Source organism: Shewanella sp. SM71, from assembly GCF_025653905.1.
Lineage (GTDB): Bacteria > Pseudomonadota > Gammaproteobacteria > Enterobacterales > Shewanellaceae > Shewanella > Shewanella oncorhynchi.
This window is the reverse complement of sequence record NZ_JAKKRW010000003.1, coordinates 190,636-207,713: the sequence shown is the minus strand read 5'-3', so window position 1 is coordinate 207,713 and position 17,078 is coordinate 190,636. Positions and strand designations below refer to the sequence as shown.

Sequence of the window (17,078 nt, the reverse complement as noted above, 5' to 3'; positions counted from 1 at the left end):
GAAAAATAGCCGCTATTTTGCCGCCTTTGTCCCCATCGAGATAGTCACAAACTCAGATTTAGCGGCATTGAACGCTAAAAACAAAAACGGCCTCGAAAGTATCGAAGCCGTTGAATTACAGAGGCGCTCAGGTTAGCGCACTCGATACTGCTGACTATTTCTTATCGATTTGGCCAACAAATAACAGTTTATCAAAGGTGCGGTTCAAGGTTTTGCTGGTGAATTCGTTCATCCACATTTGCTCAACCACAGCCACTTTATCGCCTTTGCTCACTTCAGTTTGAGGACCCGCGGCCCAAAAAGTGGTATCAGCTTCTTTAATCTGTACGTAGGTGTAACCACCACCGTTCATCGTATCAACAACAGTACCTTCGTGGGTGACACCCTGAGCCCAAGCACTTGACATGCCTAACGCTAAAGTCGCTACTGCCGCTAATTTTACCCATTTTGCCATCATGCCTGCGTTCCTTTTGTTTTGCTAATATGCTGCATTAAAGCACGCTAAAAACAATAAATCGCTAATCTCTATCACGAAATACAACACTTATCGCAAAAGCAGTATTTTTCTTAAAAGAAGGGAACTCATTTCAACAGCGGTTTTAGCATGCCTTCTAAGCCATTAAGTTTGATTTCGTACATTAGCGCTAATTGCTCACCAAGTTTCCCTTGAGGAAAACCTTGCTTATGGAACCACACCAAATAAGGTTCGGGTAGTTCGAGCAACTTACGTCCAGCGTACTTACCAAAGGGCATTTTTTGATTAACAGCATCAATAAGGAGTTGCTGATCCATAGGTTGTTATCTCATACAGAACGTCACGATAATCCTACGGATGCTACAACATAAGCGAACGAATGTCGCCGTTAACTACGTAAAAATAACTATATACCCAAGGGCTTAAATACGCGCTAGCGAACACCTAAAAGGCATTCTCACATGAATATTAAGCGATAATTTTTAACAAATTAGGCCCTAAATTAGCGCAGGGAGCATACTGAAAACCATATTCACTACATAAGCGCTCATGCTCACCATGGGCGGTCATACTGACACAAGTTCCCGCACTCGCATGGTCATCAACAAAGGCCATCACCCGCTCAAGTATTATCTTTGCTAGCCCATAGGATTGGTATTCGGGTAAGACAATAAAATCTTCAATCATCAAATGCCCGGGCTTGTTGCCATAAACACACGCCGTTGCCAATAGATTAGACTTAGCGGCCCCAGCGCCTGCATGTTCCAATTCAGTCTTGTCACTTAATCGAATAGAGACCCAGAACAATGCCTGTACATCCGCAAGTTCAACGCCAATAGAAGGGAGGCCAACTGTGGCCCGCAGATTAAGTAGTTCATGAAATAACGGTGCAGTTTCAACGAGTTCAAACTTAATAGGCATAATAGTTTTGATATCCATTTGGCATCCCTTCTCCATGGTTGAAATTTCAAGCGATTTAGACGTCAGTCTATAGAGATGATAAAGCCAGCATTTGGCAGTTTGATGACAAGTGCCTCACCAAACAAGACCACTTTCGACTGAGAAGCTGATAATTTACTCAGATCAGTTAATAACATTTAGAAATATAAAATTAACATTTGTACCAAGGAAGAAATAAAAAACTACACCCTAAATCCTATGCACAGTTACCGATCACCACAAACAAACCTTTTAACTGACGGATAACAGATAAAACAATGTAAAACCAATAAGATAAAAAAACATTTTTATAAATCCCTCGTCTCATCTTTTTTGTCAAATTAACGGCATATGACCAAATACTGACAAAAAAACGCCTACGACAATTTAATTAAAAAACGTCAAAAAATCAGCCAATTGACCGAGATTAACATTAGGCTTACATTCGATTTCGGACATCAATGCGGATAGCTCCAAACACATCAACTCGCTGCACAAGGGTCATCAAAAGAATTAAGGAATGCGTCATGATAGTCTTAATCGGTGGAGAAAAAGGCGGCAGCGGTAAAAGTTGCCTGGCCCAAAATATAGCTGTATTTCTAACCACAGAATGTAACGCCTCAGTCATTATGGTGGACTGCGACCCCCAGCGCACTACCTCTGACTGGATCCATGCAAGAAACAACAATCCGCAACTGGCCAGCATCAATTGCGTGCAGCTTTACGGTAAGATCCGTAATGACTTACTCAGTCTTGAGCAACACTATGATGTCGTTCTCGTCGACTGCGGAGGGCAAGATAACCTAGCGCTACGAGCAACCATGTCAGTCGCCGCTTACATTTTAATGCCCTTAAGACCTAAGCGCCGCGATTTAAAAACTGTGTGTCACATGGACGATATCGTCGCGACGTGTAAGATGATTAATCCCAAGTTACGGGCTTCTTTTGTGATCACCCAATGTCCAAGTCTACCCAATCAAGCTAACCGAATTTTAGAGGCCAAAGAAGTCTGTAAAACCTATGATATCCATGTCCTTGACGCGATAACATATTGCCGCAATGTTTATGATGACAGTGAAGAATCAGGATTATCGGTAATTGAAATCGAGCCCACAGGAAAAGCAGCCGAAGAAATTCGCACTATCGCCTGCGAACTATTCCAAGTCGATTGTGCTGCCAGCTTAGCCAATCTCCTACATCCCGCGATACACGCTCAGGGGGTGAGTCAAATGCATCATCATTTGACCCATCAAACTCAATCCACTCACACGACCACTCAACGAAGGGGGCAAAATGGGACTCAGCGATCTCAAGAAAAACGCTATGTCATCTAGCAGCTTACAGCACTCGCTTTCGTTAGATGAGTTTATTGAGGCGGCAAACTTGTACGCAATGGGACAAAGTCTGAATAAGCTAAAAAGCAATCTAGATCATAAAGCAGATGCAACTGTCACAAAAACCACAGACACAACTGACATGGCGCGGAGCCATTCCAATGTGTTGAGCTTGCACAAACAAAGCCTAGAAACAGACGTATTATTCCCCGCAAAAGTAGAAACTAAAACACACTATCGCAAAGCAACATTTTCCCTCAGTGAAGCGGCTATAACCCATCTTGCTACACTGGCAGAAGAAAGCAGTATATCCAAATCAAAGCTGCTCCGACTCTTGATTGAACAACACTTCGACCTACCTATTGCCTTGAGGCAATTACGAGAACAACAACGCCAACACCGTTAACGATTCACACTACTCCCACCCTTTTCCGGTAACTTAGCTAAGATCGAGTTACCGGCTTTTTGCTCAAAAAGTAAAAAACACAATAAAAACCATCATAAAATCGCGGCATAAGTTCTGATCCCACCTATCCTTAAATATACACAATGCTGAATTAATGATATTAACTCAGAGTCAATACGTAACATTAAGGTGTTATTTTTGTTAAACCGGATCAGATTTATTTTTCTTTGTTTAACCGCAGCGATAATGATGCCCTGTTACGCAGAATTTTCATTGGCACAAATCCCGCCGCTAACAAACAAAACACCTATCACTTTGGTCGCTGAAAAAGGATTTTGGACCGACTATTTAACCCAAGAAATGTTGCCTAAATTCACCGCAAAAACCGGCGTAAAAGTGCAAGTGGTCAGTACTGAATTAGAGGATATGTTTAACTTACAGACCCAGAATTTACTTCAAGGTTCAGGCAAATACGATTTACTTACAATGGAAGCGGGCTGGGCTAAAGAATGGGCTGCCAATGGTTATACAGTGCCCTTAATTGAACTCGCTAAACTTTACGATCCCGATGGCGAAAAGGCCATGGAGAAATACCTAGAACCCTATTACCCATCGCTACTTAACATCTTGTCCTATCAAGGTGAAATCCATGCTATTCCCTATAACAATTATGTTATGGGAAATCATTATCGAGCAGATCTCTTTGATAATAAAACTGAAAAAGCTCAGTTTCTGCGTCAGTTTGGCTATCCACTCGCACCAGCAAAAACCTTAACAGAGTTACGAGATCAAGCTCAGTTCTTCACTCGTAAAGCAGGCACTATATTAGCGGATAAAATACTGACTCATGACTTTTACGGTCTAGCGCTAATGTCGGGTGATAAACCCCATATTAACGATGAATTCTCTAGCATGATTTGGAGCTTAGGTGGCACTTGGATGCAGCCCGTCTATAACAGCCAGAAACAGATCTCCCATTTTGAAGTGCCCACCATCAACCATGAAGCCATTGAAGCGGCCAAGCAATATCGCGAATTAATGCCCTATGCCGTTCCCGCTAACGAGCAGTTTGCTTTCAATGAAGCAGCAAATGCTATTGCAACAGGTCAAGCGGCTATGTGGCCTTTTGCCTACAATAATCTGTGGTATAAATCCTTTAAAGTTGAACAGAACATTCTCGGCGCGCGTCTAGCCGTAAGCCAAGTGCCTGGCGGTTATCCCTACAATGGCGCTTATGCCTTTGCCGTTAGCTACGACAGCAAAAACCCTCAAGCTGCCTATTGGCTGCTCAAATATATGGGCACCTATGAGGCACAACATGCCTATGCTATGGGGGGTGGTAATCCCTGTCGTATGGATGTAGTAACAGCCCCAGAATTTGAAGATGAATCTTTAAAAGGCATAGCAGGCGCATTTGAGGCAAGCCACATAGCCAATATGTTTTGGTCTACTAAGGTCTTATCCTTTGGGCATTTCACCAGTACTGCCATGGGACAAATTTACCCTGAACTCAGCCACGCCTGTTTTAGCGCAAGCCGCAGACCCGCTAACAGTGAAGATATTTTCATTAAATTAAGTGCAGAGATAAAACACCTCCAAAATACCTATGGAGAGGTACCTGCTATTGACAAAGAAAATAATGCCAAGCACTAAACCACTGAAAAGTTTGAAACAAAAAATAACCTCAGCCTTCTATATCATAGTGGGCATGGCGCTATTAAATGGTGTTGTCGCCATACTACTGTCACAGCAACTCAAATCAGAAATTGAACACTTAGTCGGGGTAGATGTGGTAAAAGTCACCACTGCGCTGCAACTGGCAAAAAACAGTGAAAAACTACAAATCATTACTGCACGCTTGAATAATTATTATGATGAAAAACAAAGAACTAGCCTGTTAGGCGAACTTTCCGCACAATGGGAATTACTCATCAATGACTCACGTCTACTGGCCTCAATAGAAACTTCTACTGTCAATAAGCAAGAATTAAATCACGCCTTAGATACTCAACTGTATTACTTACAACAACTGCCATTACTCAACACGTTAACCGATACTGCCTTACAAGCCAATTCACAGGCAGCCAATATTCAAGCCAACTTAACGTCAATGGCGTCGGGATTTAGCGATGAAATGCAAACCCAATTTCAGCATATTAATACGGACTCTGAACGTCAGCTTAAGCTGAGAAACGTTGACCAGATTGCTTTAAATATCAATACCAATCAGCAGCTATCTTTATTTAGTCATCTAGGAGAACACTTATTTACCCAGTTAACTCAAGTGAATATCATCGACAATCTAGTTGAACTAAACCAAACCCAAAGAGATGCTATGCGACTGCTGTTAAGCATGGAGGCTATGCTTGATAGTATCGGTGGCGATAAAAACTTATATTTTAATTTGTTATCACAAATAAAACAGACCATGGTCGGTGAAGACAACCTCTTTGAACTTTCTCGCAAAGCAATTAGAAGCACTCATATCGCCAATGCGCATTTAGAATACCAAGCTGATGCCGCACAAATCGTTGCGACCTATACGCAGGATCTCGTTAACCAAGTTGAAAATGAAATTCAGCAAACAGGCCGCGAACTTAAAAACGATAGCACCGCATTTATCGTATTAATTTTCTGCAGTGGCATCTTATATTGCTTCTTCATCTGGCTCACCAGTTGGCACTTTATCACTAAGGGAATCATCAAGCCTGTCATGGCGACTCGAGATGCAATGAATGCCATTGCCAATGAAAAACTCGACGCCAGAATGCCTGTCACTGATAACTTAGAGCTCCAGCAAATGGTGAGCTCCTTAGAGACATTAAAAAGCTACGCAGCTCAGGTTAAAGGCATGGCCGAAACCGACGGATTAACTGGCTGCTATAATCGCCGCTATTTAGATTTACAACTCCAAAAAGAATTAGAGTATGCAAGGGACCACAACATGCCCCTAGGTATAATTCTGTTTGATATTGATAATTTTAAACAATTTAACGATAGGTATGGTCATGTCGCAGGCGATCAATGTCTTAAGAAAATCGTGAATGCCGCCAAATCGATCTTGAAACAACCCACTTACATGCTTGCCCGCTATGGCGGAGAGGAGTTCATGATAGTACTGCCATCGAGCAATCTCGAGGAGGCATATCATTTTGCTGAAATATTACGCAATAAAATCATCAATTTAAAAATACCACATGAAGACTCCCCCCATGACGGCATACTGACCATCAGCGCTGGTATTACTTGCTGGGAGCGATCACAACCTATGGATACGAATAGCTTAATTAATCAAGCTGATGAGGCTCTCTATCACGCCAAACTAACAGGTCGCAATCGTACAGAGACACGACTAAACCAACCAGTTCGCTATTCCTAACCATAAAATGCGGCGACTGTTCAGTTTCTTTTTTCACCAGAGGATTGAGTTAAGCTAACTTCACCCCCATTAGCTAATACTAAGTTAATCAGGATAAAGTCAGGGAAGTATGCTCGCTATTGTTATCACGCTTATCCTAGGAGTTGGCGCAATTACCTGGCTACTGTCGAGTCGTTGGCGCAGGACCTTACATCGTCGACGAGTCACGATGAAACCTTTTCCAAAAGAATGGCGCAGCATTCTCAAAAAAAGACTGCCTTACTTCCATGCTCTACCCGCAGATCTACAACTGCAACTCAAACGACATATCCAAATTTTCATCGATGAGAAAGTCTTTATCGGCTGCGATAATTTTGAGATCACGGATGAAGTAAGAGTCACAATCGCGGCCCAAGCCTGTCTACTGCTACTCAATCGTAAAACCGACTTTTACCCCAAACTGAAACAGATTTTGGTCTATCCCGATGCCTTTATCGTCAATAATCAACATAAAGACACTAGCGGTATCGTGTGGGAACAACGCAATGTGCTGGCAGGGGAATCATGGGAATACGGTAAAGTTGTGCTCTCATGGAGAAATACTTTAGACGGCGCCGCCGATCCCCATGATGGTAATAATGTCGTAATCCATGAGTTTGCCCATCAGCTCGATCAAGAAGATGGCCAAGCCAATGGCGCACCCATTCTGCAGCATTTTGCCGACTACAGCACTTGGTCTGAAGTGCTAAGTAGGGAATTTACCCAGTTACAACACAGTGCAAATTTTGGCACCCCCTCATTATTTAATTATTATGGTGCGACTAATCCCGCTGAGTTTTTTGCCGTCATCACCGAAGTCTTTTTTGAGAAACCAGAGGATTTTTACCAACAACACCCAGACTTGTATAGAGAACTGAGCCGCTTTTATCAACTCGATCCGATAAACTGGCATTAACCCATAAATGTAGAGGCACGCAAAATGCTCAAAGACACTCATGCATTCTCAGTTAAAGGTTCCAATATTAATCGCGCTACCTTGGGGTTACTGCTCAGCGCGTTAATGCTTGGCGGCCTTAATGTAAGCGTACAGGCACAGGACTCGCTAACACAAAGCACTCAAACGACTTCGAATCCTGATCAACAAGCGGCGGCTCACGTATTAGATTTACTCAACCAATATTCAAGCGATGCCAATTGGGATAAATACTTTGCCCTGTACCGAAAAGACGGCATTTTTATTGGCACGGATGCGAGTGAGCGCTGGGGAATGGCGGAATTTGAACGTTACTCCCGCCCCACAAAAGGTTGGCGCTATGATTTAACTGAGCGTCATTTAATCCAACACGGCAATGTCATATTGTTTGACGAGTTATTAAATAGTCCAGCCTATGGCGTCAGTCGAGGAACAGGCACTTTAATCAAAACCAATGGCAACTGGGAAATAGCGCAATACCATTTAAGCTTTCCCATTCCTAATGAGGTAGCCAAGCAAATAACTGCCGAGATTAAAGCCGTAAACAAACAATAGCGCAGCACTCCCCAAAATACGGTTTGAAAGAGTGCAATTCCGAAAGAATACAGTTTGAAATTAAATCACTAAAAGTAATCACTTAAGTTATACCACTATCTCAAAGACACAGTAAAACACACATTCGCCAATTGGGAGAAGTGGATGAAACTTTGAAAATCCACGTCTTCAAATGCCCTTTCCGAAGGGCCCCTATCCGCATAATAAAACCCGATCACTTTACTATCGACTAATAATGGTGCTAATAAAAAGCCTTGACGTGACACATGTTGCGCTTGTAATTCTTTACACTGCTCTTGCCATTTCTTAGAGCTAGGATCATCTACCCAAAGCGGTAACTTATGCTCCATCGCTTGGTAAAATAATCCCCGCCTATCGCTCAAATCGATAATAAACTCTTGCTTAATGGCATCTGCATCACGACCTAATATCACCCTAGGTTGAAGTTGTTTACGGCTTGGCGACAATAACAGCACGCCGCACCGGTCAACGCCAACGCCCTCAAGTATACCTTCGAGAACCGTTTGCATGATTTGGTTAAAATCGGCTTTATTAATGGCGAAGCCTGTTAATTCTCGTAGCTTAGCTAACTGAATATTCAAGTTAACTTGATAGACAGGCATATCTAATGGAATGGGAAGTGGAACAGGTTTAACTGTGACCATACGCTTAGGATCAGGTAGATAGTCTAGCAACACCTTAGCACCATATACTTCAGCTAACTTATGGGTCGCATTCGCGCAGCGTTGCATCCGCACCATAAACTCATTTTCTTCTAGTCCAGTAAAACTCGCCGCTTGCGTGATACGTTTCCCTAATTCCTGCTTATCAAGATTAGGCTGAGATAAAATATCGCAGAGCTTATCCGCAATAAAAATAGACCGAATTTCAGGTCTTTGGTCTTCAGGATTATTAACTGCATGGACCAACAGTTCTCCCAATCCCCAATTGCGGGCAATACTTTGAGTTAATAGTGAAAAAGAAGTGCCGAGGGCTTCGCGGGTTATACTTCGTTCCTCTGCTGGCGTTGCACATTCACGTAGTTTTAGATCTAACTCTTCGGTGAACTCACCACCAATACTCCAAAAAGCGCTCTCACCTATGTGATACAGTAAAGAGGCTATAAAAGCTTCCTCCTGCATTTCTTCGTCATAATGGCTCAACATCATCCGTGCAATCATGGCTGCTTGAAATGCTTTAGCCATCAACTTTATTAATCTTTGATATACGTTAGGTGCCAAATTTTTACTCTCTAACAAGCTTGAGAGTAACTTGGCTGTGATACAGATATTTCGCACCGCATCAAAACCAAGCACTATAGCCGCTCGGCTGACAGTAGAGATTTGGCTACTACCTTTATGGTAAATAGCGCTATTAGCAACTCGAAGAATACGAGAGGTTAAGGCGTTATCGTGCATCACGCTACGCCCGAGTAATGCGAGAGAGGAAACGTCATCCTTGGCGAGCTTTTCTAGCGATTTAACAGTCGAACACAGTGCAGGCATTTCCAATTCACTGATCCGATTTGTCCAATAATCGACCCCTTTATTAGTATTGTTATTAGGCTTCAACCTAAAGTTACCTTAGCGATATAATCTTGTTGTTTTTAGTATAGATAAACGCAAACATTTCGCCTGTTGTCTAAAGCTTGTTTTAGCAAATCATTCATTAATTGCTTAATAATTCAACATTAAGCAATGCCTGCCTATAAAAATGCCCAAGACAAAGCTCAGGCATTTCAGTAAAACAGGAAATCAATCCACACTTAGGCTTTGAGGTACTGCTTAACAACACGCAACACTTTATCTATATCCTGACGGCTGATATCTTTATGAGTCACAAGCCGAAGTGTACGCCCTGGGCTTATCAGGATGCCTTCCGCTCGACAGTGTTTAGCCAATAAGTTCGCATCAATATGGGGTGCTAATGTAACAAATAACATATTTGTTTGTACTGCGGCTAAATTGACGTCGAACTCACTGAATTCTGCCAACTGCCGAGCTAAGTACGCCGCATTATCATGATCTTCACTAAGCCGTTGTACTTGCTCAGTTAAAGCAAGCTTACCCGCAGCGGCAAGTATCCCAGCTTGACGCATGCCACCACCAAGCATTTTACGCCAACGAATGGCTTTCTTAATCAAGCGTTCATCACCTAAGAGTAATGAGCCGACTGGCGCACATAATCCTTTGGATAAACAAATCGACACTGAATCAAAGTGCGCCGTGATATCACTTATCGCAATATTCTGCGCCACCGCAGCATTGGCAACTCTCGCACCGTCTAAATGAATTTTTAATCCGCGATTAAAGGCTAATGCCTGCGCATCCGCCAAATAGCTTTGCGGGAGAACCTTACCGCCAATCGTATTCTCTAAACTAAGCAAACGAGTACGAGCAAAATGGATATCATCAGGCTTAATTGCGGCTTCAATGTCAGCTAATGCAATAGTGCCATCTAATTGATTCATTAAAGGTTGAGGTTGAATGCTGCCTAGGACAGCAGCGCCGCCGCCCTCGAACTTATAATTGTGAGCCTGCTGACCGCACAGGTACTCATCACCACGATCACAATGGGCCATCAGAGCCAATAAATTTGCCTGAGTACCCGAACAGGTAAATAATGCACTTTCAAAGCCAAACATCTCCGCAGCCATATCCTGCAAACTATTTACCGTAGGGTCATCACCGTAAACATCATCACCCACTTCGGCTCTGGACATGGCTAACCGCATGGCTGCTGTTGGCTGGGTAACAGTATCACTGCGTAAATCTATCATCTTGTCCTCAACTTAAAGTTTGCTTGGCGCATAATGGGCTCAAGACTCTAGCGCTAAAGGCTTATTTTGTATAGTTTATCGTCATACTTGTCGACAAATTTACCGATGTAGAACCTCGCTCATGCTTGAAGCAAGTATCGACATACTGACATCTACTAATAAAAACATAAATATACTCAAGATCTTGCCGATATCTATCTGTCGATGTACGGACGCTTGTACGCGTTTAGCTTGGCGAAAAGAGTCTTACTCGTTAGAATGCCACACTAAGATGGTCATGCTACAACAATGCGATCGCTTTAGTAATTTTGACTAATACTTATCGTTCAATAGGTGATTTGTAGTGAAAAACTCCCAATCTCGATGGATTCAGCTAGCGCTTTTGCTATTAAGTTTAAGCCTAACATCACAGGTATTTGCTTGGTCTGACACTGACCGAGATGGAGTGCCAGATATCAAAGATGCCTGTCCTAACACAGAGCCAAATACACCTGTTATGGCTAATGGTTGTGTGGAAGAAGTCGCTGTGGAAATGACTGCATCACCAGTTTGCGATATGAGTCATTCAAATGCTGAGTTAAACACAGATTGTCATAATATTTCTGCAGCTATGGTGTATTTTGAATTTGCCATTGCCGAGATTGACTTTTCTCAATGGAAAACTTTAGCCTTAGTAAAAGCATTCTTAGAAACAAATGATGCTGAATTAACCTTAGTAGGCCACACAGATATCGTTGGTACACCAGAGTTTAATTATCAACTATCACTTCAGCGAGCTCAAAATGTAAAACGTATTTTGGTTGAAGATTATGGCTTTAATCCAAATCGCTTTATCGTAATGGGTAAAGGTATATCTGAACCTGTAGCGGACAATCGTTCTAGCGAAGGGCGCAGTTTAAATCGACGAGTAGAATTTATCGTCAATAATAAATAGTTTTTGTTAGCGTATATTTAGGGAGTTATTCAATGGAAAACCTCGAAGGTTTATTAAAGCAAGCACCAGATCTGATTGTGACTTATGGCTTAAAAACATTATTCGCCATTATCATCTTCTTTGTTGGTAAATACTTTGCGGGCGTAGCACAGAAGCTTGTTCGTAAATTACTTAACAGCCGTAAAGTTGATCCGACAGTCGTTTCATTTGTCGCAAATCTCGCTTGGGCAGTGGTATTTGTTTTCGCGGTTATTGCCACGTTAGGCCAAATTGGTGTACAAACCGCATCACTGGTAGCCGTTATCGGTGCTGCAGGTTTAGCAATAGGCTTAGCGCTACAAGGTTCTCTGTCTAATTTTGCATCGGGTGTATTAATGGTGTTATTCCGCCCTTGCCGCGTAGGTGACTATATTGAAGCTGCAGGTATCGCCGGCACTGTTGATGAAATAACCATATTCTCAACCAAGCTTCGCACTCCTGATAATAAAGTTATCGTAGCGCCAAACTCATCTATCATGAATGGCACTATCACTAACTACTCAGCAATGGATAGTCGTCGTATCGATTTAGTGATTGGTGTATCTTATTCCGCCGATATTGCACTCACTAAAAAAGTATTGACCGATATTTTAGATAACAACCAGTATGTGTTAAAAGATCCAGCATATACAGTTGGACTTTCTGAATTGGCTAGCTCTTCAATCAATTTCGTGGTTCGTCCTTGGGTAAAAACATCTGATTATTGGACTGCACGTTTCCAACTGCTTGAGCAAATAAAAAATGCATTAGACGCTGCAGATATCGGTATTCCATTCCCACAAATGGATATCCATGTCAAAGAATTACCGCTAAGCAAATAACAATTAGTGGATAAAAAAGGTCGGTAATTACCGGCCTTTTTTTATGGTTCTACGCATCATTTTAGCGTACCTTAATGGACAGATATTAGCGAAGGCACAGATATTCATGTGTGAGGAAATCCAATGCAAAAATATGTTTCATTTTTAGCCGCAAGCTGTATTTATAGCCTAGTTCTGATGAGTCCCAATACACTCGCCAGTGAGAAAACACAGGTTTTAATGGGTGACAAAACAGTCACATTAGAAGGGAAAAGACCAAAATTGTCGCAAATGGCGCCGGGGTTTAAAGTCGTTGATGAGCATTTCACGCCAGTGATGCTAAGTGATTTTAAGGGTAAAACTGTACTGATAAGTGCCGTGCCAAGCCTAGATACAGGTGTTTGCGCACTGCAGACGAAGCGCTTCAACAGCGAAGTTGGCCATTTTTCCGATAACGTCATCATGCTAACGATCAGTACCGATTTACCCTTCGCACAAAAGCGTTTCTGTAAAGTGGAAAACGTAGATAAAATCAAAGTACTATCAGATAGCGTGTGGCGTGATTTTGGTGAAAAGTATGGTTTGTTAATTCAAGATTACGGCTTGCTGGCTAGAGCCATTTTCATCATAGATGCAGAAGGTAAGCTCCAATACCAAGAGTTAGTACCAAACATCACAGAGCATCCTAACTATGATGCCGCGCTTGAAGCCTTGAAAACCCTGCAAGCCCAGCAGTAATTCACCGCTAAAAAACAGGGCAGCCTTAGCTGCCCTTTTGTTTAACGGTTCTATTTCTACGATTTGGTTTTACGATTTAATGTATGTGCTGATCGCCACTGGATTGGTAGTCAAAGGTCGGCATAGACCAATGATATCGCAGCGCCAACATCCGTAAGCTAAAACCAACGCTTAAACAAATAACCAGATTAATCCATTCCGTTAACTGATAGGCTTTTAAGACGATATACAAACCTGCCGTCAGTAATGAAATCACCGCATAGAGTTCTTTTTTAAAAATCAAAGGCACTTGGTTACACAGAATATCGCGGATAACGCCACCAAAGACACCAGTGACCAATCCCATGACTACGGCAATTGTTGGGCTAAATCCCAGCATTAACGTCTTTTGTGCGCCCACGATGGAGAATACGGCTAAACCTAAGGCATCAATAGCCAAAAATAACTTAGACAGATAACGCATCACAGGGGCGATAGCGACAGTGAGCAAAGAAGCGAATGCAATCGCAATAAGGTAATGCACATGCTCAACCCAAATTAAGGGGTAATTTCCGAGCATCATATCCCTTAGTGTGCCGCCACCAATTGCCGTTGCGCAGCCAATGATCACCACACCAAACAAATCCATCTGCTTGCGGCCAGCCGCCAGAGCGCCCGTCATCGCCTCGGCAATAATCCCAATCAGCCAAAGTAATCCAATAATCTGCGTCTCATGCATCTTTGCTACTACCAACAACTCAAAGAATTGATTCTGCCTGATAACCTCTCAGTTCTATAATGATTTTATTTTGAATTCATCATTAGAAAAATTAATTCATCATCTTATTAATAATCTGATGCAGATTCCTACAACCTTATTAAGTTATAGAATAAATATTATACAAAATAGCTAGTTATAAAAATGTTACCTTCACATTGTCATCTATGAAAATAGAATTTTTAATAAGTATTAATAACGTAAATCCAATCAGATGATAAATAACTGCAGATCATCTAATACCGTAGACAAAAAGCATAAAAATCAACCACAAAAAAGCGGCCCTTAGGCCGCTTAATGTTCATTCAAACTGAATCAGAACTATTTAGTGTCAGGCTTAGGTGGATAATTTGCCATTACACTGCCCACTGCTTGATTGATGATCTGTACTCTTTCTTCTGGGGTATTTTTGTCGCGAATGGTATCGGCAACAGAACCACGCCAGATCAGTTTAGTGGTTTTATTATCAACCAAATCAATAATCAGGGTACCGACTTCATATTCTCTTACTGTGGTTTGGGTCTGCATATTGCCGCCCCACCCCCATCCTGGACCATAGTATGGGTTGTAGCCAAAATTACTATTGAAGGTATCAACATTAATCTTCTTATCAACTTTGGTCAGATAATTAACAAGTACATCAGCATCTTTTGCATCAACTAATGTCATCCCCTTACTCGCTAACTGGCTATTCACCGCTTCTCTGACCCGTTGATCCATCAAGCCATCTAGATGATATCCGGCAGAATCCGTTTTCTGAGCAACCCAAGCATAGGTTTTATATTGGGTAAAATTTGCGCTAGGGTCAAAATCCCAACCAGACTTCATCGAACTACAGGCACTGAGTGCCAACACAGCTAATGCTACAAAAATATTTTTCATCTTAATTTCCTCAGATGTTCGACCCGAACAAAGACAAGTATCAGAGATATGAATTTAGCTTACAGAGCAATAGCCTAATCTACAACTCAATTGATTAAAAAGCAGCATCTCATTCAGCTTGACTTCAGCAAAGCCAAAGATGATAATGATTATCAATTAGGATTTGAAGGGGGGTTGAAATGTTCTGGTTTATTAGCGCGTTTATGGTTGCATCTGCCATTTTTTTCCTTGCACCAGAAAAAATTTCTCTCGAGGCGAATAACGCAAAAATTAAACGTCATTTGCCTACCAGTTTACTGATATTACCCCTCTTAGTGCTTGGCTGGTTGGTTATTGATACCATTGCTAATGGCACTAACTATGCCACAGTCGCCGCATTTGGTTTTGTTACAACAGCCTGCTTAATTGCGTTACCTAAGTTACATAAATTTATTATGCCCAGTGCATTACTCACCGCTGTGGCGCTGATAGCCATGGTATTCATGCGAATGAATTGATCCTGAGCTTTAAGCTTACTTTTCAAAAATATGCTTACTTCCCTGCAAAGAGTTAGCATTTTGTATTGGCCACTTAAGGAGAATCCTCAAGTGGTCTTTTTTTACCTCCCAGAACCTCTGCAAATTTGATAAACTGAGTCGGTATAAGTCACCTTCTAATATCAATGAATGAAACCAATGAAAGCAGATCCTAATGTATCCTTAGTGTACAGCACCGACAAAGGCCGTATAAATGCAGAGCCCGCCACTAAAGCGATTCCGGAATCCGATGGCATAGTCAGGATCCATAGAGACAGTAAAGGCCGCAAAGGTAAAGGCGTTTCGATTATCTCTGGGTTAGGTCTCGATGAAGCAGCGTTAAAAGCAATGGCTCAAACCCTTAAGAAACAATGTGGTTGTGGTGGTACGGTTAAAGATTTCACTATTGAGGTCCAAACGGACAACCGCGAGCAATTAAAGCTATTACTTGAGAAACAAAACTACAAAGTTAAATTAGCTGGCGGTTAATCTCGCCCGACTTAGCAATATAGCAGCAAGCTAGATCAACTTAGCCACATCAAACGGAGTAGTTTAATGGAGAGTTTGCAGAACCATTTCTTAATTGCCATGCCCTCACTACATGGTACGTTTTTTGAACGCTCAGTCATTTATATCTGTGAACATGATACCAAAGGCGCCATGGGACTGGTGATCAATAAACCGCTCGGTATCGAAGTTAATTCGCTATTGGAACAAATGGATTTGCCAGCAGAGCAAGTCTCCGCGGATTTAGTGCCTAATACCAATGTCATGATGGGCGGCCCCGTCTCCCAAGATCGCGGCTTTGTGCTGCATACCTCTCAGCCCTATTGGGCCAATAGCACAGATCTGGGTTGTGGTTTAATGCTAACCACTTCCCGTGATGTGTTAACCGCGATTGGAAGCAACAGATCGCCAGAGAAGTTTCTCGTCGCCTTAGGTTATGCTGGGTGGAGTAAAGATCAGCTCGAACAAGAGCTTGCCGATAATTCTTGGCTCACAATTCCAGCAACGAATGCGCTCTTGTTTGACATTAAACACGAAGACCGTTGGCCACAGGCCAGCCGTGCTCTCGGATTTGATGCTTGGCAAGTTTCAGCTCAAGCGGGTCACGCTTAAGTCTATTTATTAATATAAGTCAGCACACTATGAATTCGAAAACCGTATTAGGCTTTGATTTTGGCACTAAGAGCATTGGTGTGGCTATAGGCCAAGAGATCACTGCCAGCGCCACACCGTTATTATCACTCAAGGCCGTCGATGGTATCCCAAATTGGGATCAGATAGGCGACTTAATCAAAGAGTGGCAACCCGACTTAGTCGTCGTTGGCCTGCCCTTAAACATGGATGGCACAGAGCAAGATATGACCCACAGGGCGCGTAAATTTGCTAATCGCATCAATGCTAAGTTCAAAGTCAAAATAGCCACTCAAGATGAGCGATTAACTACCACTGATGCTAAGGCCAGATTATTCGAATTGGGTGGGTTTAAGGCTCTGACCAAAGGTCAAGTCGATGCGGTGTCTGCCGTCCTTATCATCGAAAGCTACTTCGAAAATAACTTCAGCAAGTAATGCCACAATAAATAAAACTA

20 protein-coding genes are annotated in these 17,078 nt (G+C 42.2%); 13 read left to right on the top strand and 7 right to left on the bottom strand.

The genetic code is table 11. The features are described from left to right. Positions 1-154: 154 nt before the first annotated feature. The 3 genes from L5L97_RS04680 to L5L97_RS04670 all read right to left on the bottom strand — a co-directional run bounded on the left by L5L97_RS04680 (position 155) and on the right by L5L97_RS04670 (position 1,414). Positions 155-457 carry a hypothetical protein gene (locus L5L97_RS04680; RefSeq protein WP_006082493.1) on the bottom strand — a complete coding sequence of 101 codons (303 nt, stop codon included), beginning with the start codon at positions 455-457 and terminating at the stop codon, positions 155-157. Positions 458-582: 125 nt separating this feature from the next. Continuing rightward, positions 583-792: a DUF3820 family protein gene (locus L5L97_RS04675; RefSeq protein ID WP_006082494.1), complete on the bottom strand. Its 210-nt coding sequence runs from the start codon at positions 790-792 to the stop codon at positions 583-585. A 151-nt stretch (positions 793-943) separates the two neighbouring features. Continuing rightward, positions 944-1,414: a GNAT family N-acetyltransferase gene (locus L5L97_RS04670; protein ID WP_105251887.1), complete on the bottom strand. Its 471-nt coding sequence runs from the start codon at positions 1,412-1,414 to the stop codon at positions 944-946. Positions 1,415-1,941: 527 nt separating this feature from the next. Between L5L97_RS04670 and L5L97_RS04665 the strand changes: the two genes are divergently transcribed. The 6 genes from L5L97_RS04665 to L5L97_RS04640 all read left to right on the top strand — a co-directional run bounded on the left by L5L97_RS04665 (position 1,942) and on the right by L5L97_RS04640 (position 8,040). Beyond that, positions 1,942-2,748: an AAA family ATPase gene (locus tag L5L97_RS04665; protein WP_263181288.1), complete on the top strand. Its 807-nt coding sequence runs from the start codon at positions 1,942-1,944 to the stop codon at positions 2,746-2,748. After that, entirely contained in the window at positions 2,708-3,154 is a 447-nt protein-coding gene (locus L5L97_RS04660) for a CopG family transcriptional regulator (RefSeq protein WP_105251885.1), read from the top strand. The genes L5L97_RS04665 and L5L97_RS04660 overlap by 41 nt, the downstream gene beginning before the upstream one ends. 249 nt (positions 3,155-3,403) lie before the next feature. After that, the gene (locus L5L97_RS04655) at positions 3,404-4,807 is read left to right on the top strand and encodes an ABC transporter substrate-binding protein (protein ID WP_263142430.1); all 1,404 of its coding nucleotides are present in this window, start codon (positions 3,404-3,406) and stop codon (positions 4,805-4,807) included. Further along, entirely contained in the window at positions 4,794-6,533 is a 1,740-nt protein-coding gene (locus L5L97_RS04650) for a GGDEF domain-containing protein (RefSeq protein WP_263142355.1), read from the top strand. Before L5L97_RS04655 ends, L5L97_RS04650 begins: the two co-directional genes overlap by 14 nt. A gap of 109 nt (positions 6,534-6,642) precedes the next feature. After that, positions 6,643-7,467, top strand: a complete 825-nt coding sequence (locus L5L97_RS04645) for a zinc-dependent peptidase (RefSeq protein ID WP_263142356.1) — start codon at positions 6,643-6,645, stop codon at positions 7,465-7,467. Between the two features lie 24 nt (positions 7,468-7,491). Beyond that, on the top strand, positions 7,492-8,040 hold the full coding sequence (locus L5L97_RS04640) for a nuclear transport factor 2 family protein (RefSeq protein WP_219250972.1): 549 nt from the start codon (positions 7,492-7,494) through the stop codon (positions 8,038-8,040). Between the two features lie 95 nt (positions 8,041-8,135). Here L5L97_RS04640 and L5L97_RS04635 read toward each other — a convergent pair whose 3' ends face one another. Beyond that, entirely contained in the window at positions 8,136-9,611 is a 1,476-nt protein-coding gene (locus L5L97_RS04635; RefSeq protein ID WP_113939427.1) for an HDOD domain-containing protein, read from the bottom strand. A gap of 194 nt (positions 9,612-9,805) precedes the next feature. Then, on the bottom strand, positions 9,806-10,819 hold the full coding sequence (gene ltaE / locus L5L97_RS04630) for a low-specificity L-threonine aldolase (RefSeq protein ID WP_263181286.1): 1,014 nt from the start codon (positions 10,817-10,819) through the stop codon (positions 9,806-9,808). Positions 10,820-11,162: 343 nt separating this feature from the next. Here ltaE and L5L97_RS04625 point away from each other — a divergent pair, with 343 nt between their 5' ends. From L5L97_RS04625 to tpx, 3 genes are all read left to right on the top strand, one after another. Beyond that, positions 11,163-11,753, top strand: a complete 591-nt coding sequence (locus L5L97_RS04625) for an OmpA family protein (protein WP_263181285.1) — start codon at positions 11,163-11,165, stop codon at positions 11,751-11,753. 32 nt (positions 11,754-11,785) lie between these two features. Further along, positions 11,786-12,613, top strand: coding sequence for a mechanosensitive ion channel family protein (locus L5L97_RS04620; RefSeq protein WP_028761273.1), 828 nt, complete (start codon positions 11,786-11,788; stop codon positions 12,611-12,613). Between the two features lie 123 nt (positions 12,614-12,736). Continuing rightward, complete coding sequence (gene tpx, locus L5L97_RS04615; RefSeq protein ID WP_263181284.1) at positions 12,737-13,330, top strand: thiol peroxidase; 594 nt, start codon at positions 12,737-12,739, stop codon at positions 13,328-13,330. Positions 13,331-13,406: 76 nt separating this feature from the next. Here the strand turns inward: tpx and L5L97_RS04610 are convergent, their stop codons facing one another. Further along, on the bottom strand, positions 13,407-14,048 hold the full coding sequence (locus L5L97_RS04610; protein ID WP_263181283.1) for a trimeric intracellular cation channel family protein: 642 nt from the start codon (positions 14,046-14,048) through the stop codon (positions 13,407-13,409). Between the two features lie 360 nt (positions 14,049-14,408). Further along, positions 14,409-14,969: a DUF4136 domain-containing protein gene (locus L5L97_RS04605; RefSeq protein ID WP_028761276.1), complete on the bottom strand. Its 561-nt coding sequence runs from the start codon at positions 14,967-14,969 to the stop codon at positions 14,409-14,411. A gap of 179 nt (positions 14,970-15,148) precedes the next feature. On the opposite strand from L5L97_RS04605, the gene L5L97_RS04600 reads away from it, so the two are divergent. The 4 genes from L5L97_RS04600 (at position 15,149) to ruvX (ending at position 17,058) form a co-directional block, all read left to right on the top strand. Continuing rightward, entirely contained in the window at positions 15,149-15,466 is a 318-nt protein-coding gene (locus L5L97_RS04600) for a hypothetical protein (RefSeq protein WP_263181282.1), read from the top strand. 177 nt (positions 15,467-15,643) lie between these two features. After that, entirely contained in the window at positions 15,644-15,973 is a 330-nt protein-coding gene (gene yciH / locus L5L97_RS04595; protein ID WP_028761277.1) for a stress response translation initiation inhibitor YciH, read from the top strand. 66 nt (positions 15,974-16,039) lie between these two features. Then, complete coding sequence (locus tag L5L97_RS04590; RefSeq protein ID WP_263148735.1) at positions 16,040-16,603, top strand: YqgE/AlgH family protein; 564 nt, start codon at positions 16,040-16,042, stop codon at positions 16,601-16,603. 29 nt (positions 16,604-16,632) lie between these two features. Continuing rightward, entirely contained in the window at positions 16,633-17,058 is a 426-nt protein-coding gene (gene ruvX / locus L5L97_RS04585) for a Holliday junction resolvase RuvX (RefSeq protein WP_028761279.1), read from the top strand. Positions 17,059-17,078: the final 20 nt, after the last annotated feature.